Raw genomic sequence first — 15,422 nt, 5'->3', positions numbered from 1 at the left:
CGGCACCCCCTGTCCCACCCGTAGGACCCGAGGAGCACGTCTTGCGACACCGGAACATCACGAACACCGCCGTCGACGTCACCGAGCTGGGCTTCGGGGCCTCCGTCATCGGCAACCTCTACCGGGTCACACCGGTCCAGGACGCGGCCGCCGCGATCGAGGCGGCCTGGGACAGCGGCATCCGTTACTTCGACACCGCGCCGCACTACGGGCTCGGCCTGTCCGAGCGGCGCCTGGGGGCCGCCCTGCGCGACCGTCCCCGCGGGCAGTACGTCGTCTCCTCCAAGGTGGGCCGGCTGCTCGTGCCCAACGAGCAGCCGCGGGGCGTCGACAGCGAGGGGTTCGTCGTCCGGGACGACCTGCGCCGCCGCTGGGACTTCAGCCGGGACGGCGTGCTCCGCTCCATCGACGCCACCCTGGAACGCACGGGTCTCGACCGCCTCGACATCGTCTACGTGCACGACCCCGACGACCACTGGCAGCAGGCGGCCGACGAAGCCATACCCGCGCTCGCGGACCTGCGCGACCAGGGTGTGATCGGCGCGATCGGCGCCGGCATGAACCAGTCGGCCATGCTCGCCCGCTTCCTGCGCGAGACCGCCGCCGACGTGGTGATGCTGGCCGGACGCTACACGCTCCTCGACCAGTCGGCGCTGGACGACGTGCTGCCCGCCGCACGGGAGCACGGCAAGGCCGTGGTCGCCGTCGGCGTGTTCAACTCGGGTCTGCTCTCCCAGGACCGTCCGACGCCGGGCATGAAGTACGACTACAAGGACGCCCCGCCGGAATTCGTCGCCCGTGCCCTGGCCATCGCCGAGGTCTGCGAACGTCACGGCACCACCCTGCCCGCCGCCGCGATCGCTTTCCCCTTCAGCCATCCCAGTATCATCAATGTCACCCTTGGGATGAGGAATCGGGAGCAGGTCCGCCGGAACGTGGAACTCCACCGTCGGCACGTGCCGGAAGCTCTCTGGGCGGACCTTCGCACCCGGGGCCTGATCAGGCCGGACGTCCCCACGCGACACAGCGGGGAGAACACTCCGGGGAAGACGGAAGGGGTGCGTGTTGTCTCTGACGGACAAGGCCATTGAGCAGATCCGCGAGCTCATCCGCACCGGTGCGCTGCCACCGGGCTCGAAGCTGCCTCCGGAGCCGGAGCTCGCGGCCCAGCTCGGCCTGTCCCGCAACCTGGCCCGCGAGGCGGTCAAAGCACTCGCGGTCGCCCGTGTGCTCGAGGTCAGACGGGGCGACGGCACGTATGTGACCAGCCTCCAGCCGAGCCTGCTGCTCGAGGGCCTGGGCGGCGCGGTGGAACTGCTGCAGAGCGACTCGGCGGCACTGCTGGACCTGATGGAGGTCCGCCGGCTCCTCGAACCGGTCGCCACCGCTCTCGCCGCCACCCGGATCTCCGACGACGAGCTGGCCGAGGTCAAGCAGCACCTGGACGCCATGCGAGCGGCGCGCGACGACGTCGAACAGCTCAACGCGCACGACGCGGCGTTCCACCGCGCGGTGGTCTCGGCCACGGGCAACGAAACGCTGCTCACCCTGCTGGAGGGCATCTCGGGCCGTACCCTGCGCGCCCGCATCTGGCGCGGCCTGGTCGACGGCCAGGCCGCGGGGAGGACCCTCGCGGAACACGAGGCGATCTTCGATGCCCTGTGCACCCGTGACGCCGCCCTCAGCCAGGCCGCCGCACTGATGCACGTGAGTCACACCGAGCAGTGGCTGCGGGAACATCTGAGGAGCGCGAGCCCGGATGTCCCTCCGGCCACCGGGAAACCCGCCTGACACCAGGACCGCGCTCCCGTCCGTCGCCGTCCGGCCGCGCGAGCGCGGCGACGGCGACGTCACGGGGAGCGGCCTTGGGTGCGTCGATGCCCGAGGTCACCCGCTCATCGGTCCACGCGCTCCTTTCCCGCCGCTGCCAGGACGGACAGCACCGCGTCCCCGTCCTCCGGACGGCCCACCGTCAGCCGTATGCCCTCCCCGGGCCAGTGGCGGATGTGGATCCCGGCGGTGCCGAGCGCATGCGCCGTCCGGCCGGTGCCGGTACCGCTGCCGGGCCCGTCGGCGAACCAGAGGAAGTTGGCCTGGCTGGGCAGGACGGGCAGCCCGTACCCCGTGAGCCGGCGGTGCAGGCGTTCCCGTTCGGTGACGACGGCGTCCACGCGTGCGGCCAGTTCCTCGCCGGCCTCCAACGTCGCCTCGACCGCGGCGGCGGCCACGGCGTTGATGCCGTAGGGCAGTTGCTGATCCCGTATGCGTGCCACCAGTCGGGGATCACCCAGGCCGTAGCCCACCCGCAGCGCGGCCAGTCCGTAGGCCTTGGAGAAGGTCCGCAGCAGCAGGAGGTTCGGCCGACCGGCCAACAGGGGGAGAGTGTCGGGAGGGGCGGGGTGGCGTACGAACTCGAGGTACGCCTCGTCCAGCAGCACGATGACATGCTCCGGTACGCGGGCGAGGAACTCCGCGAGTTCCGGCGCGGTGACGAGGCTGCCCGTCGGGTTGTGCGGATTGCAGACCACCACGACGCCGGTGGTCGCGTCGATCGCCCCGGCCAGGGCGGCCAGGTTCTGTCGCCCGTCGGGCAGCAGTGGTACGGGAACCGGCTCGGCGCCCGCCATGGTGGCCAGCATCGGATAGGCGTCGAACCCGGGCCAGGCGTACACCATGCGGTCGCCCGGCCGGATCACGGCCTGGAGGAGTTGGAGCGCCACGCCCACCGAGCCGCTGCCGACCGCGACGGCGTCGCCGTCCACACCGCACCAGCCGGCGATCCGCCGGGCCAGCCGGTCGGGGTGGAACGGTGGGTAACGGTGGGCCCGGTCGGCGGTGTCCCGGATCGCCTTCCGCACGGACGGCAGCGGTGGGTAAGGGCTCTCGTTGAGTCCCAGCAGGCGCGGGGACGGGGGCACCGCGGTCACCATCCCCGCCCCCAGCGGATCGCGGCGGCACCGGCGTAGTCCCCGGCGTGGGCGAATCCGGCCAGCACCACCAGGTCGCCCTCCCTGATCTGCTGGGATCGGACCGCGTCGTCGAGTGTGACGGGCATCGCGGCGCCGAAGAGGTTGCCGCACCGGTCGAAGGTGTCGGGGTGGCGTTCGGCGGGCAGGCCCAGGGCGTCACGCCAGTTGCGCAAGAAGGTGCGGTTGGGCTGGTTGGTGATCAGGGAGTCGATGTCGGTGGTCTTCCTTCCCAGGCGACCGAACAGGTCCCGCACGACCTGCGGCACCAGGCGGTTGCCCCGCTCGAGCACGTCGGTGACTCCGGTCTCGGTGAACCCGATGTGGACCTGGGCTTCGCCGGCCTCCCAGTACTTGCGCCCGTCGGCACGCACCATGGTCATGTCACCGGCATGGGCGGCGATGTGCCGGCTCTCGATCCCGAGGACCGGGGCGTGTGCCGAGGTCGTCACGTAGCCGACTCCGCAGCCGTCGCCCGGGATGGCGGCCTGGGACAGACCGCGCACCTGTGACTGGGTGAACAACTGGCCCGCGGCGCTCTGCGCGTTGCAGATCAGGGCCGTGCGGGCGTCGCCGTCGAGCAGGATCTGCCGGGCGAGGTCGAGCATGTGCACGAAGGAGGCACAGCCCGCGTTGGCCACGTCGATCAGCCACCGGGGCGTCAGGCCCAGGCGGCGCGCCACCTCGGTGCCGGCGCCCACGAAGGGCTGGTCCGGCAGTTGGCTGTGCACGAGCAGGACGTCGACGCGGCGGATGGCCGCCCGGCCGTGCCGTTCGATCAGCGGCTGGACGGCACGCTCGATCATGTCCGCGTTGGTCTCGTCGGGGGCCACGTGGTGGCGTGACGCGGGGACCTTGAACATCGGGCTGTCGCGCAGCTTGTCCTCCGCCGCCGGATGCTCGGTGAAGAAGGCGGCGGGTACGGGCTCGCCGGGGAGGTAGGCGGAGACGTCGGTCAGGCTCACGGACGTCATCGGGCCACCTGCTGGGCCGGGGAGCTGCTGACGCGAAGACCGTTGCGGTGCCGGTGCTCCAGAATCGCCTTGAGGTTCTGCATTTCGATGGTGTGGCCGGCGTAGAACAGGTCCCAGTACTCACCCACCCAGCGCCGGTCGGGGTGCGGTGCCAGGTCCGGGTGAGGGTTGCGCCGGTAGTTCGGGTGGCGGCAGTTGGTCCAGGTGATCACCGATCCGGAGCGGCCGAGGACGAGGGCGGCCGGAACCACCCTCATCAGGTAGACCATCCACAGCTCGTCGCCCTGGTCCCAGGCGCAGTGGTAGTCGACGGTCATGGCGCCGGGGTGGGCCTCGGTCCGGCAGTAGATCCGGGTGCCCTTCTCCAGCAGGTCGTGGCCCACCCACAGCCCCGGTGTGCCCGCGGGCTCGAACCCCCGCAGGCTGCACGTCCACTCCTCGAGGTGGTGGCCGCGGCTGAGGTAGTCGTACGTCGCCTCCGGCGGGCAGTCGACGTACTCCTGGATGGTGCAGTACTCGCCGTAGACCTGCTGGTGCGGGTAGGCGTCCGAGGTCATCTCCAGGCAGCGGGCGGCCAGTTCCTCGGGACTGGTGTTCTCCACCCGCACCAGGCCCGGGATGTCAGCCAACGTGGATCGGTCGGTCATGGGTGTGCATCTCCTCGTCGTGGGTCGGCCGGTGTCCGGGCGCGACGGCGGCACCCGGACCGGCTGTGGCGGCGGTCAGGAAGGGCTGGAACGGTGGTGTCTCGCGGTGGTCGAGGTCCATGGCGACCAGGGCCGGCCCACCGCCGTCGTTGCTGTGCAGCAACGCGGATCGCAACTGCGCCGGGTCGCCGGCCGAGGCGACGCGCAGCCTGGGGAACATGGCCGACGCTCCGGCCGCTATGCGGGTCGGGTGGAAGACGTTCTCGGGGCGGGCGCCGCCCTGGAACAGCTCCTCGCGCATGACGCACATGGCGTGCGCGTTGTTGTTCAGGATGACGAAGGTGACCGGCGCGTCGTACTCGATGGCGGTGTGCATCTCCATGCCGTGCATGAAGAACGCCCCGTCACCGGCCACCACGTACGTCCGGCGGCCCGTGGCCAACGCGGCCCCTGTCCCGGCGCCGAAGGTGTAACCCATGCCCCCCATGCCCACCGCCACGACGAAGCGACCGTCGCGGGGGGCCGGCAGGGCGTGGATGGCGGCGGCCCCCACGTTGCCGGCGTCCACGAAGACATGGGCGTCCTGTGGCAGCGCCTCGGCGATCGCGCCGATCGCCGAGGTGTAGCCGGGGGCCGGTCCGGAACCGGGAGGAAGGCCCAGGAGGGACGGCGGGCGGTGGGCCGGGCAGGCCGCAGGCCGCGGTGACAGACGGCGCTGCAGCGTCCGCAGCGTGTCGGCCACCGGCCCGAGCAGGGGGATTCCCGGCACGAAGGGCGGCTCCGGATCGACGCAGACCACGGGTATCCCGGTGAGCAGCGACTCCAGTCTCCCCCGCGCCAGGACGGGCAGGCGCGTCCCCACCAGCAGGCAGGCGTCGGCCCGGCGCAGGCAGTCCTCGACCTCGGGATGGCCCATGACCCCTGCCACGCCCACGAACCGGGGGCTGCGGTTGTCGTAGACGTCCTTGGCGTCCGGCGACACGGCGACGCAGGCGCCGAGGTGCCGCACCAGGCCGGCCAGTTCCTCGCGCGCCCCCGTCCCGGCCGCGCCTTCCCCGGCGATCACCATGACGCGGGAGGCTCCCTCCAGCACACCGACCGCCTCGGCCAGACGGGCGGGATCCGGCCGCGGGGCGGCGGGCGCGTGCGGCTCCCCGACCGGCTGCGCCGCCGTGACCCTGGCCGCGAGGGATGTGTGCGCCGCCGTGCCCGTTCCCGGGGTTCGCGCGGCACGCGCGGATGCTCCGGTGTCCGCGGCCACCGCGGATCCGGTGACCGCCGGCACCTCGAGGTGCCCCTGCTGGGCGTCCTTGGGCAGCAGCAGCACGGCGGGGCCCCGCGGCTCGGTCTGTGCCACGGTGATCGCGCGGGCCAGCAGCCCGGGGATCGCGTCGGGTTCGGTCACTCGGGCGCAGAAGCGTGAGACGGGTGCGAAGACGTCCAGCGCGTCGAAGGAGCCCGCCTTGCCGCTGGAGTCCTGGAAGGCGCCCCGACCTTCCTGAAAGGTGGGCGGCTGTCCCACCAGGGCCAGTACCGGGATGCGCGAGGCGTGGGCCTCAGCCAGCCCCGGAACCAGGTTCATCGCACCGCCCCCCGACGTGGCCGCGACGACGCCGAGGCGCGCGGTGGCCCGGGCGTACCCGTCCGCCATGGTGACCGCGGAGAACTCGTGTTTGGCCACGACACCGCGGATGCGGCCGGGGGCACGGTGCAGCGCTTCGTACAGGTCCTCGATGTTGGCTCCGCCCACGCCGAACACGTACCGGACGCCGATCCGCTCCAGTTCGGCCGCGACGTAGTCCACGAGGCGCATCCGGCAGGTCATGCCGACCTCCGTTCCGCCCAGGCCGGCTCGGCGGTCGGGCCGGAGTGCGTCCGCAGTTGGAAGTGGTGCCGGTACTGTGCGGGGGTGAGGCCGACGACGGCGGCGAACGCGCGCAGGAACGTCTCGATCGCGGTGAATCCGCAGCGGCTCGCGATCTGACGTACCGACAGATCGGTCGCCTCCAGGAGCTGACGGGCCCGGGCGATGCGTAATCGCCGCACGTAGTGGCCCGGCGTCATCCCGACCGCTTGCGCGAAGACCCGGGCGAAGTGACGTGGACTCATGTTCGCGCGTTCGGCGAGTTCCGACACGGGCAGCGTGCGATGGAGGTTGTCCTGGATCCAGTCCTGAATGGACCGGATCGGCTCCTGATCGGTGAGCTGTGTGTCGAGAACCATGCTGAACTGGGTCTGGCCGCCGGGCCGTTTGAAGTACAGCACCAGGTACTTCGCCACCTCCAGGGCGCAGGCCGCCCCGAGGTCGTCCTCCACCAGGGCCAGGGCCATGTCGATACCGGTGGACACCCCCGCGGAGGTGATGTAGGGACCGTCCCGGACGTAGATCGGCTCGGGATCCACCGTCACCTCGGGGTAGCGACGCGCCATCTGCTCCCCGAAGGCCCAGTGCGTGGTGGCCCGTCGTCCGTCGAGGAGACCGGCCTCCGCCAGCAGGAAGGCCCCGCCGCACACGGAGGCCACGCGGCGGGACCGGGCCGCGGCGTGCCTGATCCATGTGACGAAGGACGTATCCGTCAACGTCTCTTTGAGGCCCGGTCCACCGGGCACGACGAGGGTGTCGATCGCCCCCTCCGCAGCCTCCAGGGGACCGGCCTGCACGACGAGGCCCGCGGAAGTGGCGACTGACGGGGCGTCAGGGGAGACGCACTGCAGACGGTAGGCGTTTCCGTGCTCGGCCGTCAGTCGGTTCACCGTGTCGAAGACTTCGAGCGGTCCGCTGACGTCCAGGGTCTGGGCACCGGGGTAGACCACGATAACAACACGTCGTTGTCTCATGGTCACAGCCTGTTCCCAGCGGGCGACCGTCCACAATGACAGGCTGTTGACGATTCCTGCCACGCGCCGGGCTCACCGCGCTGACCGGGCGAAAGGCGTCCGGCGAGCGCGGGGTGAAACAGATCACGGGAGGTGCGACACGTCGGTCACGGCGGTCGCCGAGCTCGCCCTCGCCGGCCGCCGGACGCCGGTTGTCCCGACCCGGTTCGGCTGAATGCCTCCTTCGCCGAAGCGGCCCCCATTGCTAGCGTCGGAGCGAGCCGAGAGACGGGGGCAGGCGATGGCGGCGGCCGAGGTGATCGATCTGGTGGCGATGGGCGAGGACTTCGTCCGCGATCCGTACCCGGTCTACGCAGCGCTGCGGGAGCGCGGCCCCGTGCACAGGGTGCGGATTCCGGAGGGCGCGGAGGCCTGGCTCGTCGTCGGCTACGAGGCCGGGCGGGCCGCGCTGGTGGATCCGCGGTTGTCCAAGCGGTGGGAGAACGCCTCGCCTTCCTTCCCGCTCTCCAGTCCGTCCGCGGGACCCCACATGCTCAACTCCGATCCGCCGGACCATGAGCGGCTGCGCAAGCTGGTCGTCCGCGAGTTCACTCCGCGCCGGATCGAGCAGCTCTCGCCGCGGGTGCGGCAGATCACCGACGAGTTGCTGGACGCGATGGAGGCGCTTCCGGAGGGGCGGGCCGATCTCGTCGAGGCGCTCTCGTTCCCGCTTCCGATCTCGGTGATCTGCGAGCTGCTCGGCGTGCCGATGCTCGACCGGGCCGCGTTCCGCGACTGGACCGGCACGATCCTCACCGATCCCGACCCGGCGGCGCGGCTGGCGGCGACGGACGAGGTCGCCAAATATCTCACCGACTTGCTGGAGCACAAGCGCCGGACCCCGGGCCAGGACCTCATGAGCGCCCTGATCCGCACCACCGACGAGGACGGCGACCGGCTGTCCGCGGACGAACTGCGCGGAACGGCCTGGCTGCTGCTGGTCGCGGGGCACGAGACCACGGTCAATCTGATCTCCAACGGCGTACTGGCCCTGCTGACCCATCCCGACCAACTCGCCGCGCTGCGTCAGGACATGACGCTCATCGACAACGCGGTGGAGGAGATGCTGCGCTACGACGGTCCGGTGGAGACGCCGACGTTCAGGTTCACCACCGAGCCGGTCGAGATCGGCACCACGGTCATCCCCGGCGGTGGTGAGCTGGTCCTGGTGGCCCTGGCCGATGCGAACCACGACCCGGCGCGCTTCCCCGACCCCGGCCGCTTCGACATCCGGCGACCCGCGGGCGGTCATGTCGCCTTCGGACACGGCATCCACTACTGCCTCGGCGCGCCGCTCGCCCGCATGGAGGCGCGGATCGCGATCCGTGCCCTGCTGGAGCGCTGCCCAGACCTCGCACTCGACGCCCACCCGGCCGCCCTCACCTGGCGCCCGGGCATGCTCATCCGGGGCCCGCGTCGGCTGCCGGTGCGCTGGAAGTCCTGACCTCACGGTTGCGGAACACCTCGTCCGTGCCGGTCGGGAGTCATGGGTGCCGTCGTGGAGGATGCCGCCGCGGCGCGATGAACCGTCCACCCAGGCGGACTTGACCGTCGTTCCGCCCTCCACGGACACCGACGGGGTCGCCCGGCCTGGACGGATGACGTAGCGGCATCCGCAGCATCGCGGGGCAGCGGCATCCGCAGCGTCGCGCGGTCCGGCCGTCCACCGGTGTCGCCGAACCCACCGCTGATCGGACGCCGTCGGTCCCGGCGTGACCGGATTCCCCACACCTCCCCAGACGCAAGGTCACGATTCGGCATCCCCCTGCACACCCCTAGGACGTACCGACTGGTCGGTACTAGCCTCGGCGCACAACTTCCCCGCCTGGACACAGAGACCCCGGGGTTCGGCCCACCTCGCCGAACAGTGCTCGTGCCAGCCGCGCCGCAAGGCGTGCACTGTCCGCACCCACCGCACCGGGCCCACGAGCCCGAACCCAGGAGCCGCCGCATGACCGCCATGCCCGCTTCGCCCCACGACACGAATCCCGCACCAGCCGACACCGGCAGGCCGGAAACTCCCGGCCTCGCCGCCCGGTTGTGGCGCCGCGAGTTGAACCACTACCCCGTCACCTCACGCCGCGTGGCGTACCTGGCGATCGTGGTGCTGACCACCGTGGTCCTGTACTACGCCCTCTACGTGCAGTACGCGGTCGCCACGTCGATCATCACGCACTTCCACATGACCTACGGCTATTTCGTGTGGGTCTCCGTCATCGGCAACGCGGTCGGCGCGTTCGCCTCGCTCGTGGCGGGCCTCGCCGACCGCTGGGGCCGGGCCAACATGGTGGTCTACGGGCTCCTGATCGCCGCCCTGCTCAGCCTCCTCGGCCTGCCCAACGCCCCGGACAAGGGCACCTACCTGGTGCTCTTCGCCTGCCTCAGCTTCATCGAAGGCATCGTGCTGGTGGCCACGCCGGCACTGATCCGGGACTTCTCCCCACAGCTCGGCCGAGCCACCGCGATGGGCTACTGGACCATGGGCCCGGTCATCGGGAGTCTGGTCGTCACCGTCGTCACCAGCAGCACCCTGTCCTTCGCCGACTGGCGGGACGAGCTGCGCTACTCCGGCTGGGCCGGGCTCGCCGTCTTCGTGTTGGCACTGCTGGGGCTGCGCGAGCTGTCGCCCCGGCTGCGTGACCAGATCATGGTCAGCCTCCGCGACCGTGCGCTGGTCGAAGCGCGGGCCAAGGGCATGAATCCGAGGACGGCGGCCGAGGGCCACTGGCGGCAGATGCTGCGGCTGGACATCATCGGCTCGGCCACCGCTGTCAGCCTCTTCCTCCTGCTCTACTTCGGCGCTGTCGGAAACTTCGTCGTCTATTTCGCCGCGACCTTCGGCTACAGCGAGCAACGCACCAATGGGCTGGCCAACTGGTACTGGGCGGCCAACGCGATCGCACTGGTGGCGGCGGGGCTGCTCTCCGACAGGCTGAAGGTGCGCAAGCCGTTCATGATCGTCGGAGCCGTCGGCTCGATCGCCGTCACCACGCTCTTCGCCCTGCAGGCCACGGAGCCGCACACCGGTTACTACACCTTTGCCGCGCTGTTCGTCGCCATCGGCGTGCTCACCGGCGTGACCTACGCGCCCTGGATGGCGAGCTTCACCGAAACCGTGGAGAAACAGAATCCGGCCGCCACGGCGACCGGTCTGGCCGTGTGGGGATGGATCATCCGGGCGGTGGTCGCCATCTCCACGGCGTTCGTCCCGGTCGTGGTGACGTCGGCCACGCCGCTGGTCGAGCACGGTGCCCAGGTCAAGGCAGCGAGTGTCCAGGCCGCCCCTGCCCTGGCCATCATCGACGCGCACCCACGGCTCTTCGCGGAACTCCAGGCGTACCCTCCGACCGCAGTCCCGCCGGCGCTGGCGGCGCAGGCGGTGCGCGAGGTCGGCGCCGACGACCTGGCCACCGTGCGCAAGGCCCAGCCGCAGTTGGCGCTGCTGCAACGCTACGGATCCCAGGTGAAGAGCGCCGCGGCCCAGGGACCGGAACAGTGGCGCACCTGGTGGTTGATCTGTGTCGCCGGACAAGTGCTCTTCCTGCCGTTCGTCTTCGTCATGGCCGGTCGCTGGAGCCCGCGCAAGGCCCGCGACGAGGCGGTGGAGCACCAGCGCGCCGTGGATCGTGAACTGGCGGCCCTCGCCGGGGACGGCGACTGATCCCACGACCGCCCTCCGGCCCGGGTGGGGCAGCCGATGCGCTGCCCCACCCGGGCTGCTTCAAGGTTCGGCAATGACCGGTGCGGCCGTTGAACATCCCGTGGGCTCGGCGCGTACCGCGAGTGGATCCGTCGTGCCGGGCGATCGGGTTGGCCGTCCCTCCGTCACGCCGAGAAGGTCCGCACTGTCATGACCGTCGTGCGCCCGCGCGACCGTGGGTCGCTCCCACGGAGGGACCGCACAGTGAGGAGCAGCTCAGTGACCCGCCAGAACCTGACACAGTCGTCGCGTGCTTCGCGGCGGGAGCACGCCCGACGCTGGAAGCGGTCCAAGGTGTCGCTCGCGCTGATCGGCGGGCCGGTGATTCTCGCCGTCGTCGCGGGTTCGGTGTTCGCGGCGGAGAGCCGCGATCAGCAGCGCCCGCACAGGAACCAGGGGGCCACCGCGCAGCTCGCGGCGGCCGGCAAAGCCGATCCCGACTGCACGCTGCTGGTGCCGGACAACCCGCTCACGGCCCGTGGCCTGGCCACGCCGTACAGGCTCGTCGCGACCGATCCGGCGCAGGGGCCCTGCCACGAGGCCGATCCCGATCAGTCGGCGTTCGTGGAAGCCGCGATCGTCACCCCGAACGGCAAGCTGACCCTCTACAACCCGCTGGTGATCGACAAGGGAACGAGACCGGCCGCGCGCACCGTCCGGCCCTCGGTGCCGCGCGGCTCGACCGTGGGCATCTGGTTCGGTTTCAACGGCGCTGATCTGACCTTGCGGGCGAGCGGCCGTTCGGACGCTCTCGCCCAGGGCAAGTGCGTCAACGGCCTGCGGGGGTCGGTCTTCGGCCAGTTCGCGTACTGCAACGCGCCGGCCTTCTTCCGGGCCGCCGACGCCCAGATCGCCAAGGGGCACCTGAGGATTCCGGCGCTCGGGAAAGCCAAGGACGGCTTGCCCTGCCCGACCACGCGGGACTTCTCCGTCGTGGACCAGGACGGAAGCGACAACGTGGTGACCCACTACCTCGCCGACGCACACGGCCGTATCGCCCAGAACAACGCCGCGAGCAGGGCCGCACTCAAGAAGGCCGCCCGGCTGACCAACCGCGGCGACCGACACCACCGGCACAACGGCAAGGTCAGGTCGGCGGCCACCAGGGCCCCCAGGGACCTGGCCAACGGCAGCGACAACCTGTTGCTGACCCAGTTCATGGACCCCGCCCTCGGCTGCAAGCCGTTCACCGCGCCCGACCAGTCCGGCGACGGCAGGGCCACCTCCGCGCTGGCGCTGGACGAACTGTCCGCCGCGGCCCACCAGAAGGCGCCGATCGCGCTGGTCCCGCAGAACGACCCGATGACGCTCGTCGACGGCCGCAGCAGCGTCGCGAAGACCGACGCGTACCGCACCGGAGTCGACATGCCCCCGGTCGGGGCCGGCACCGGCGGTGACGGCGCGGCCTTCTGCACCACCCTCTTCCGTGACCCGGCCGGCATCCGGCGCGTCTTCAAGGACAAGGCGCTCTTCCAGAAGGCGCCCTCGCCTGACCCGGCCACGGCGCCGAACCTCTTCGGTTTCCTCGCCGCACGGGCCAACCAGACGTTCACCAACCTGGGCTGCGATCACCTTCTCGGCGCCGCCGACCCCGTCGTCCTCACCACGAACGCGGACGGCCTGGTCACCGACGCGGTGCTGACGGCGCCCGGCCGGACGCCTTCCCCGGCCGCTCCCCCGACCAGCACCTCGCCGTCCGGGTCGCCGGGCACCCCGTCGGCCGCCGCAAGCGCCAGTCCGGGCACCGCCACCGAGGCCACCTCGCCGGCCGGCGCGTCCGCCTCCCCGTCCCCGACAGCACAGCAGTCCCGTGGAGGCCGCCGCTACGGCTCCTGACAGCCATGCACGCCCCCGCGTCCCCCGCCCCCACGGCTCCTGACCGGCGCTCCGCTGCACCGTACGCTCCCGTGCCCGGCACTCCCCTGCACCCGGCGCAGTAGTCGCGATGGCTCCCGCAGCAGGATGACCGCGGGTGTGCCATGGACGATGCTGGTGGGCTGTGACATCTGATCTTCGCCGAACCGGCGCCGGAGCCGGAGACCGAAACGGAGACGGAGGCGGAGCCGGGAACGCCCGTCCGGCACCGGCTCCGCCGTCGCCCCCTGCCGAGCGTGCGCACCCGCCGCACCGCTCCCGGCTGCGGCGGTGGCTGCGGCGTGCCGCGCTGGGCTGTGCCGTCGTGCTGGTGGCCGTCACAGCGGCCTCGTTCGTCTACAACGGCGTGACGGCCGGGCGCGCCACGCCGCCGCGGGGGCTCAGGTACGTGCAGGCCGCCGACATCCGCACGCGCTACCAGACCTGGGGTACGGCGGGCACGCCCGTCGTCCTGGTGCACGGCGCCTTCGAATCCGTGGACACCTGGTCGCGGCTCGCCCCGCTGCTCGCCCGCGACCACCGGGTGTACGCGCTCGACCTGACGGGCGACGGATACAGCGAGCGCCACGGCCCGTACACCGTCGACCATTTCACGCGGCAGCTCCTGGGTTTCCTGGGCGCCATGCACCTCGGCGGTCCGGGCGAGCGTCCGCTGCTGGTGGGGCACTCCAGCGGAGCCGCCGTGGTCACCGAGGCGGCGTTGCGGGCCCCTGGCCGACTGGGCGGTGTGATGCTCCTCGACGGTGACGCCCTGGACACGGGTGCCGGGCCGCCGCCGGCCTTCAAGTACGTGCTGATCGACCCCTACCGCACCAGCCTGCTGCGGATCGGGCTCGGCATCGACGCGGTGATCCGCAGCGTGTACGACGCACAGTGCGGCCCCGCCTGTCCGCGCCTGGACGCCGCCGGTCTGGATCGGTGGCGACGCCCGCTCCGGGTGCCGGGCGCGGAGAACGCGCTCTGGAGCATGCTGGCCGCGGGGGTGCCGGGCCTGCCCGCGGACCGGGTGGCGCGGCTCGCCGGGGTAGGCCTGCCCAAGTCGGTGGTGTTCGGCGCCCAGGACGACGTGTTCACCCGGCAGACTCCGCAGGAGACCGCCCGGCGCATCGGCGCACCGCCGGCGACCCTCATCCCGGGCGCCCGGCACCTGACGATGATCTCCAGCCCCGAGGCGATCGCGACGGCCGTGGACGGACTCACGGCGGCATCGATCGCGGCATCCCGGTGACTCCGTCACGGCCCCGGTTCCCACCCGCCGTCCCCGTCGGGCGGACGGAGCCGGGTTCACACCCCGGGTGAGCGGCACCCTGGAGGAGGAGAGGGTGTGACGGCGGGAGAGGAGGCGGGATGCGAACCAGCGACGAGATCTATCACCGGATCCGCTGGGACCCGCGGTTCGACCCGGGCCGGTTCGTGCTGGGCATCAGCCAGCGCGGGGGCGCGGTCAAACGTGTCCGGCTCCCGTGCTTCGTACCCGGGGGCGACATCCCGTGGCACCGGGTGGCGTTCATCGAGGCGGACGGCGAGGTGCTCTGGGACCGGGCCACGGGTGTGGACCGCGTCGACGCGTCGGGAGCCGGCCGGGTGCGGGGCCCGCGAGCGGACCCGGACCTCGGCAGCGGCGCACCCGTCGGCGTCCTGGACGTGTCCCCGACAGCCCGCACGGCGGTGGCCTGGATCCCGCCCGCGGAGCTGTGGCCGCCGATCCAGGACATCCGCCGGGATTACGACCCGCAGATCCTCCGCTGGCCGCCGCACGTCAATGTCCTCTTCGGCTTCGTGCCGGAGTCCGACTTCGAGCGGGCCGCCCCGCTGCTGAGCGCGGCGACGGCCGAGACGCCGGTTTTCACCGCCAGGCTGGACGGGGTACGCACCTTCCGGCACAGGGCGTACTCCACCGTGTGGCTCGACCCGACGGCGGCCGGCAGGGCGCCGTGGGCGGACCTGCACCGCGTGCTGCGGCAGCGGTTCCCGCGCTGTCGTGGGCCCGCAGAGAGCTTCACCCCGCATCTGTCCCTGGGCCGGACCCGGGATCCGCGGCGAGTCACCGCCGACTGCGCCACCCGGCTCGACGCCATGACGGCGACGGTCTGGGAGCTCGTCCTGCTCTCGCGCAAGGGTGACGGGCCGATGCGGCCACGGGCCACGGTCGCCCTGCGCACGGGCGTGGTCCGTTGGCTGCCCCTGCCCGCTCCGGGCATCGAAGCGCCGGGCCCGGAGGACACGGCATGGCTCTCCGAGATCACCGACAGGTGAGGTCACGGCCAGGCGTCACAGGGGCGGCGGGGGGGGGGGGGGGGGGGGGGGGGGGGGGGGGGGGGGGGGGGGGGGGGGGGGGGGGGCGTGCTCGTTCTCTCGCCGTCCCCGCGAGCGGCGAGGTGGG

Annotated in this window: 12 protein-coding genes; 7 read left to right on the top strand and 5 right to left on the bottom strand. The window is 71.9% G+C overall.

Going from position 1 to position 15,422, the window contains the following annotated elements:
* Window positions 1-41 precede the first annotated feature (41 nt).
* Both ACZ4SW_RS27970 and ACZ4SW_RS27965 read left to right on the top strand, forming a co-directional pair.
* Window positions 42-1,091, top strand: a complete 1,050-nt coding sequence (locus tag ACZ4SW_RS27970; RefSeq protein ID WP_468251132.1) for an aldo/keto reductase — start codon at window positions 42-44, stop codon at window positions 1,089-1,091.
* Complete coding sequence (locus ACZ4SW_RS27965; RefSeq protein WP_468251130.1) at window positions 1,066-1,791, top strand: FadR/GntR family transcriptional regulator; 726 nt, start codon at window positions 1,066-1,068, stop codon at window positions 1,789-1,791. The genes ACZ4SW_RS27970 and ACZ4SW_RS27965 overlap by 26 nt, the downstream gene beginning before the upstream one ends.
* 104 nt (window positions 1,792-1,895) lie before the next feature.
* Here ACZ4SW_RS27965 and ACZ4SW_RS27960 read toward each other — a convergent pair whose 3' ends face one another.
* The 5 genes from ACZ4SW_RS27960 to ACZ4SW_RS27940 are packed head-to-tail and all read right to left on the bottom strand — an operon-like array spanning window position 1,896 to window position 7,425.
* Window positions 1,896-2,918: an aminotransferase class I/II-fold pyridoxal phosphate-dependent enzyme gene (locus ACZ4SW_RS27960; protein WP_468251128.1), complete on the bottom strand. Its 1,023-nt coding sequence runs from the start codon at window positions 2,916-2,918 to the stop codon at window positions 1,896-1,898.
* A 5-nt stretch (window positions 2,919-2,923) separates the two neighbouring features.
* On the bottom strand, window positions 2,924-3,940 hold the full coding sequence (locus ACZ4SW_RS27955) for a 3-oxoacyl-ACP synthase III family protein (RefSeq protein ID WP_468251126.1): 1,017 nt from the start codon (window positions 3,938-3,940) through the stop codon (window positions 2,924-2,926).
* Entirely contained in the window at window positions 3,937-4,587 is a 651-nt protein-coding gene (locus tag ACZ4SW_RS27950) for an SRPBCC family protein (RefSeq protein WP_468251124.1), read from the bottom strand. Before ACZ4SW_RS27950 ends, ACZ4SW_RS27955 begins: the two co-directional genes overlap by 4 nt.
* A complete protein-coding gene (locus ACZ4SW_RS27945; RefSeq protein WP_468251122.1) occupies window positions 4,562-6,412 on the bottom strand; it encodes a thiamine pyrophosphate-binding protein in 1,851 nt (616 codons plus the stop codon). The genes ACZ4SW_RS27950 and ACZ4SW_RS27945 overlap by 26 nt, the downstream gene beginning before the upstream one ends.
* Window positions 6,409-7,425, bottom strand: coding sequence for a GlxA family transcriptional regulator (locus tag ACZ4SW_RS27940; RefSeq protein WP_468251120.1), 1,017 nt, complete (start codon window positions 7,423-7,425; stop codon window positions 6,409-6,411). The genes ACZ4SW_RS27945 and ACZ4SW_RS27940 overlap by 4 nt, the downstream gene beginning before the upstream one ends.
* A gap of 280 nt (window positions 7,426-7,705) precedes the next feature.
* Here ACZ4SW_RS27940 and ACZ4SW_RS27935 point away from each other — a divergent pair, with 280 nt between their 5' ends.
* From ACZ4SW_RS27935 to ACZ4SW_RS27915, 5 genes are all read left to right on the top strand, one after another.
* On the top strand, window positions 7,706-8,908 hold the full coding sequence (locus tag ACZ4SW_RS27935) for a cytochrome P450 family protein (RefSeq protein ID WP_468251119.1): 1,203 nt from the start codon (window positions 7,706-7,708) through the stop codon (window positions 8,906-8,908).
* A 507-nt stretch (window positions 8,909-9,415) separates the two neighbouring features.
* Window positions 9,416-11,125, top strand: coding sequence for an MFS transporter (locus ACZ4SW_RS27930; protein WP_468251117.1), 1,710 nt, complete (start codon window positions 9,416-9,418; stop codon window positions 11,123-11,125).
* A 258-nt stretch (window positions 11,126-11,383) separates the two neighbouring features.
* Entirely contained in the window at window positions 11,384-13,000 is a 1,617-nt protein-coding gene (locus tag ACZ4SW_RS27925; protein WP_468251115.1) for a hypothetical protein, read from the top strand.
* Between the two features lie 349 nt (window positions 13,001-13,349).
* Window positions 13,350-14,267 carry an alpha/beta fold hydrolase gene (locus ACZ4SW_RS27920; protein WP_468251113.1) on the top strand — a complete coding sequence of 306 codons (918 nt, stop codon included), beginning with the start codon at window positions 13,350-13,352 and terminating at the stop codon, window positions 14,265-14,267.
* Window positions 14,268-14,386: 119 nt separating this feature from the next.
* On the top strand, window positions 14,387-15,295 hold the full coding sequence (locus ACZ4SW_RS27915; RefSeq protein WP_468251111.1) for an RNA repair domain-containing protein: 909 nt from the start codon (window positions 14,387-14,389) through the stop codon (window positions 15,293-15,295).
* The last annotated feature ends 127 nt before the right edge of the window (window positions 15,296-15,422 follow it).

Source organism: Streptomyces sp. NPDC028331 (assembly GCF_055565775.1).
The sequence above is the reverse complement of the archived record's forward strand: the minus strand, read 5'-3'. Positions and strand labels throughout refer to the sequence as shown.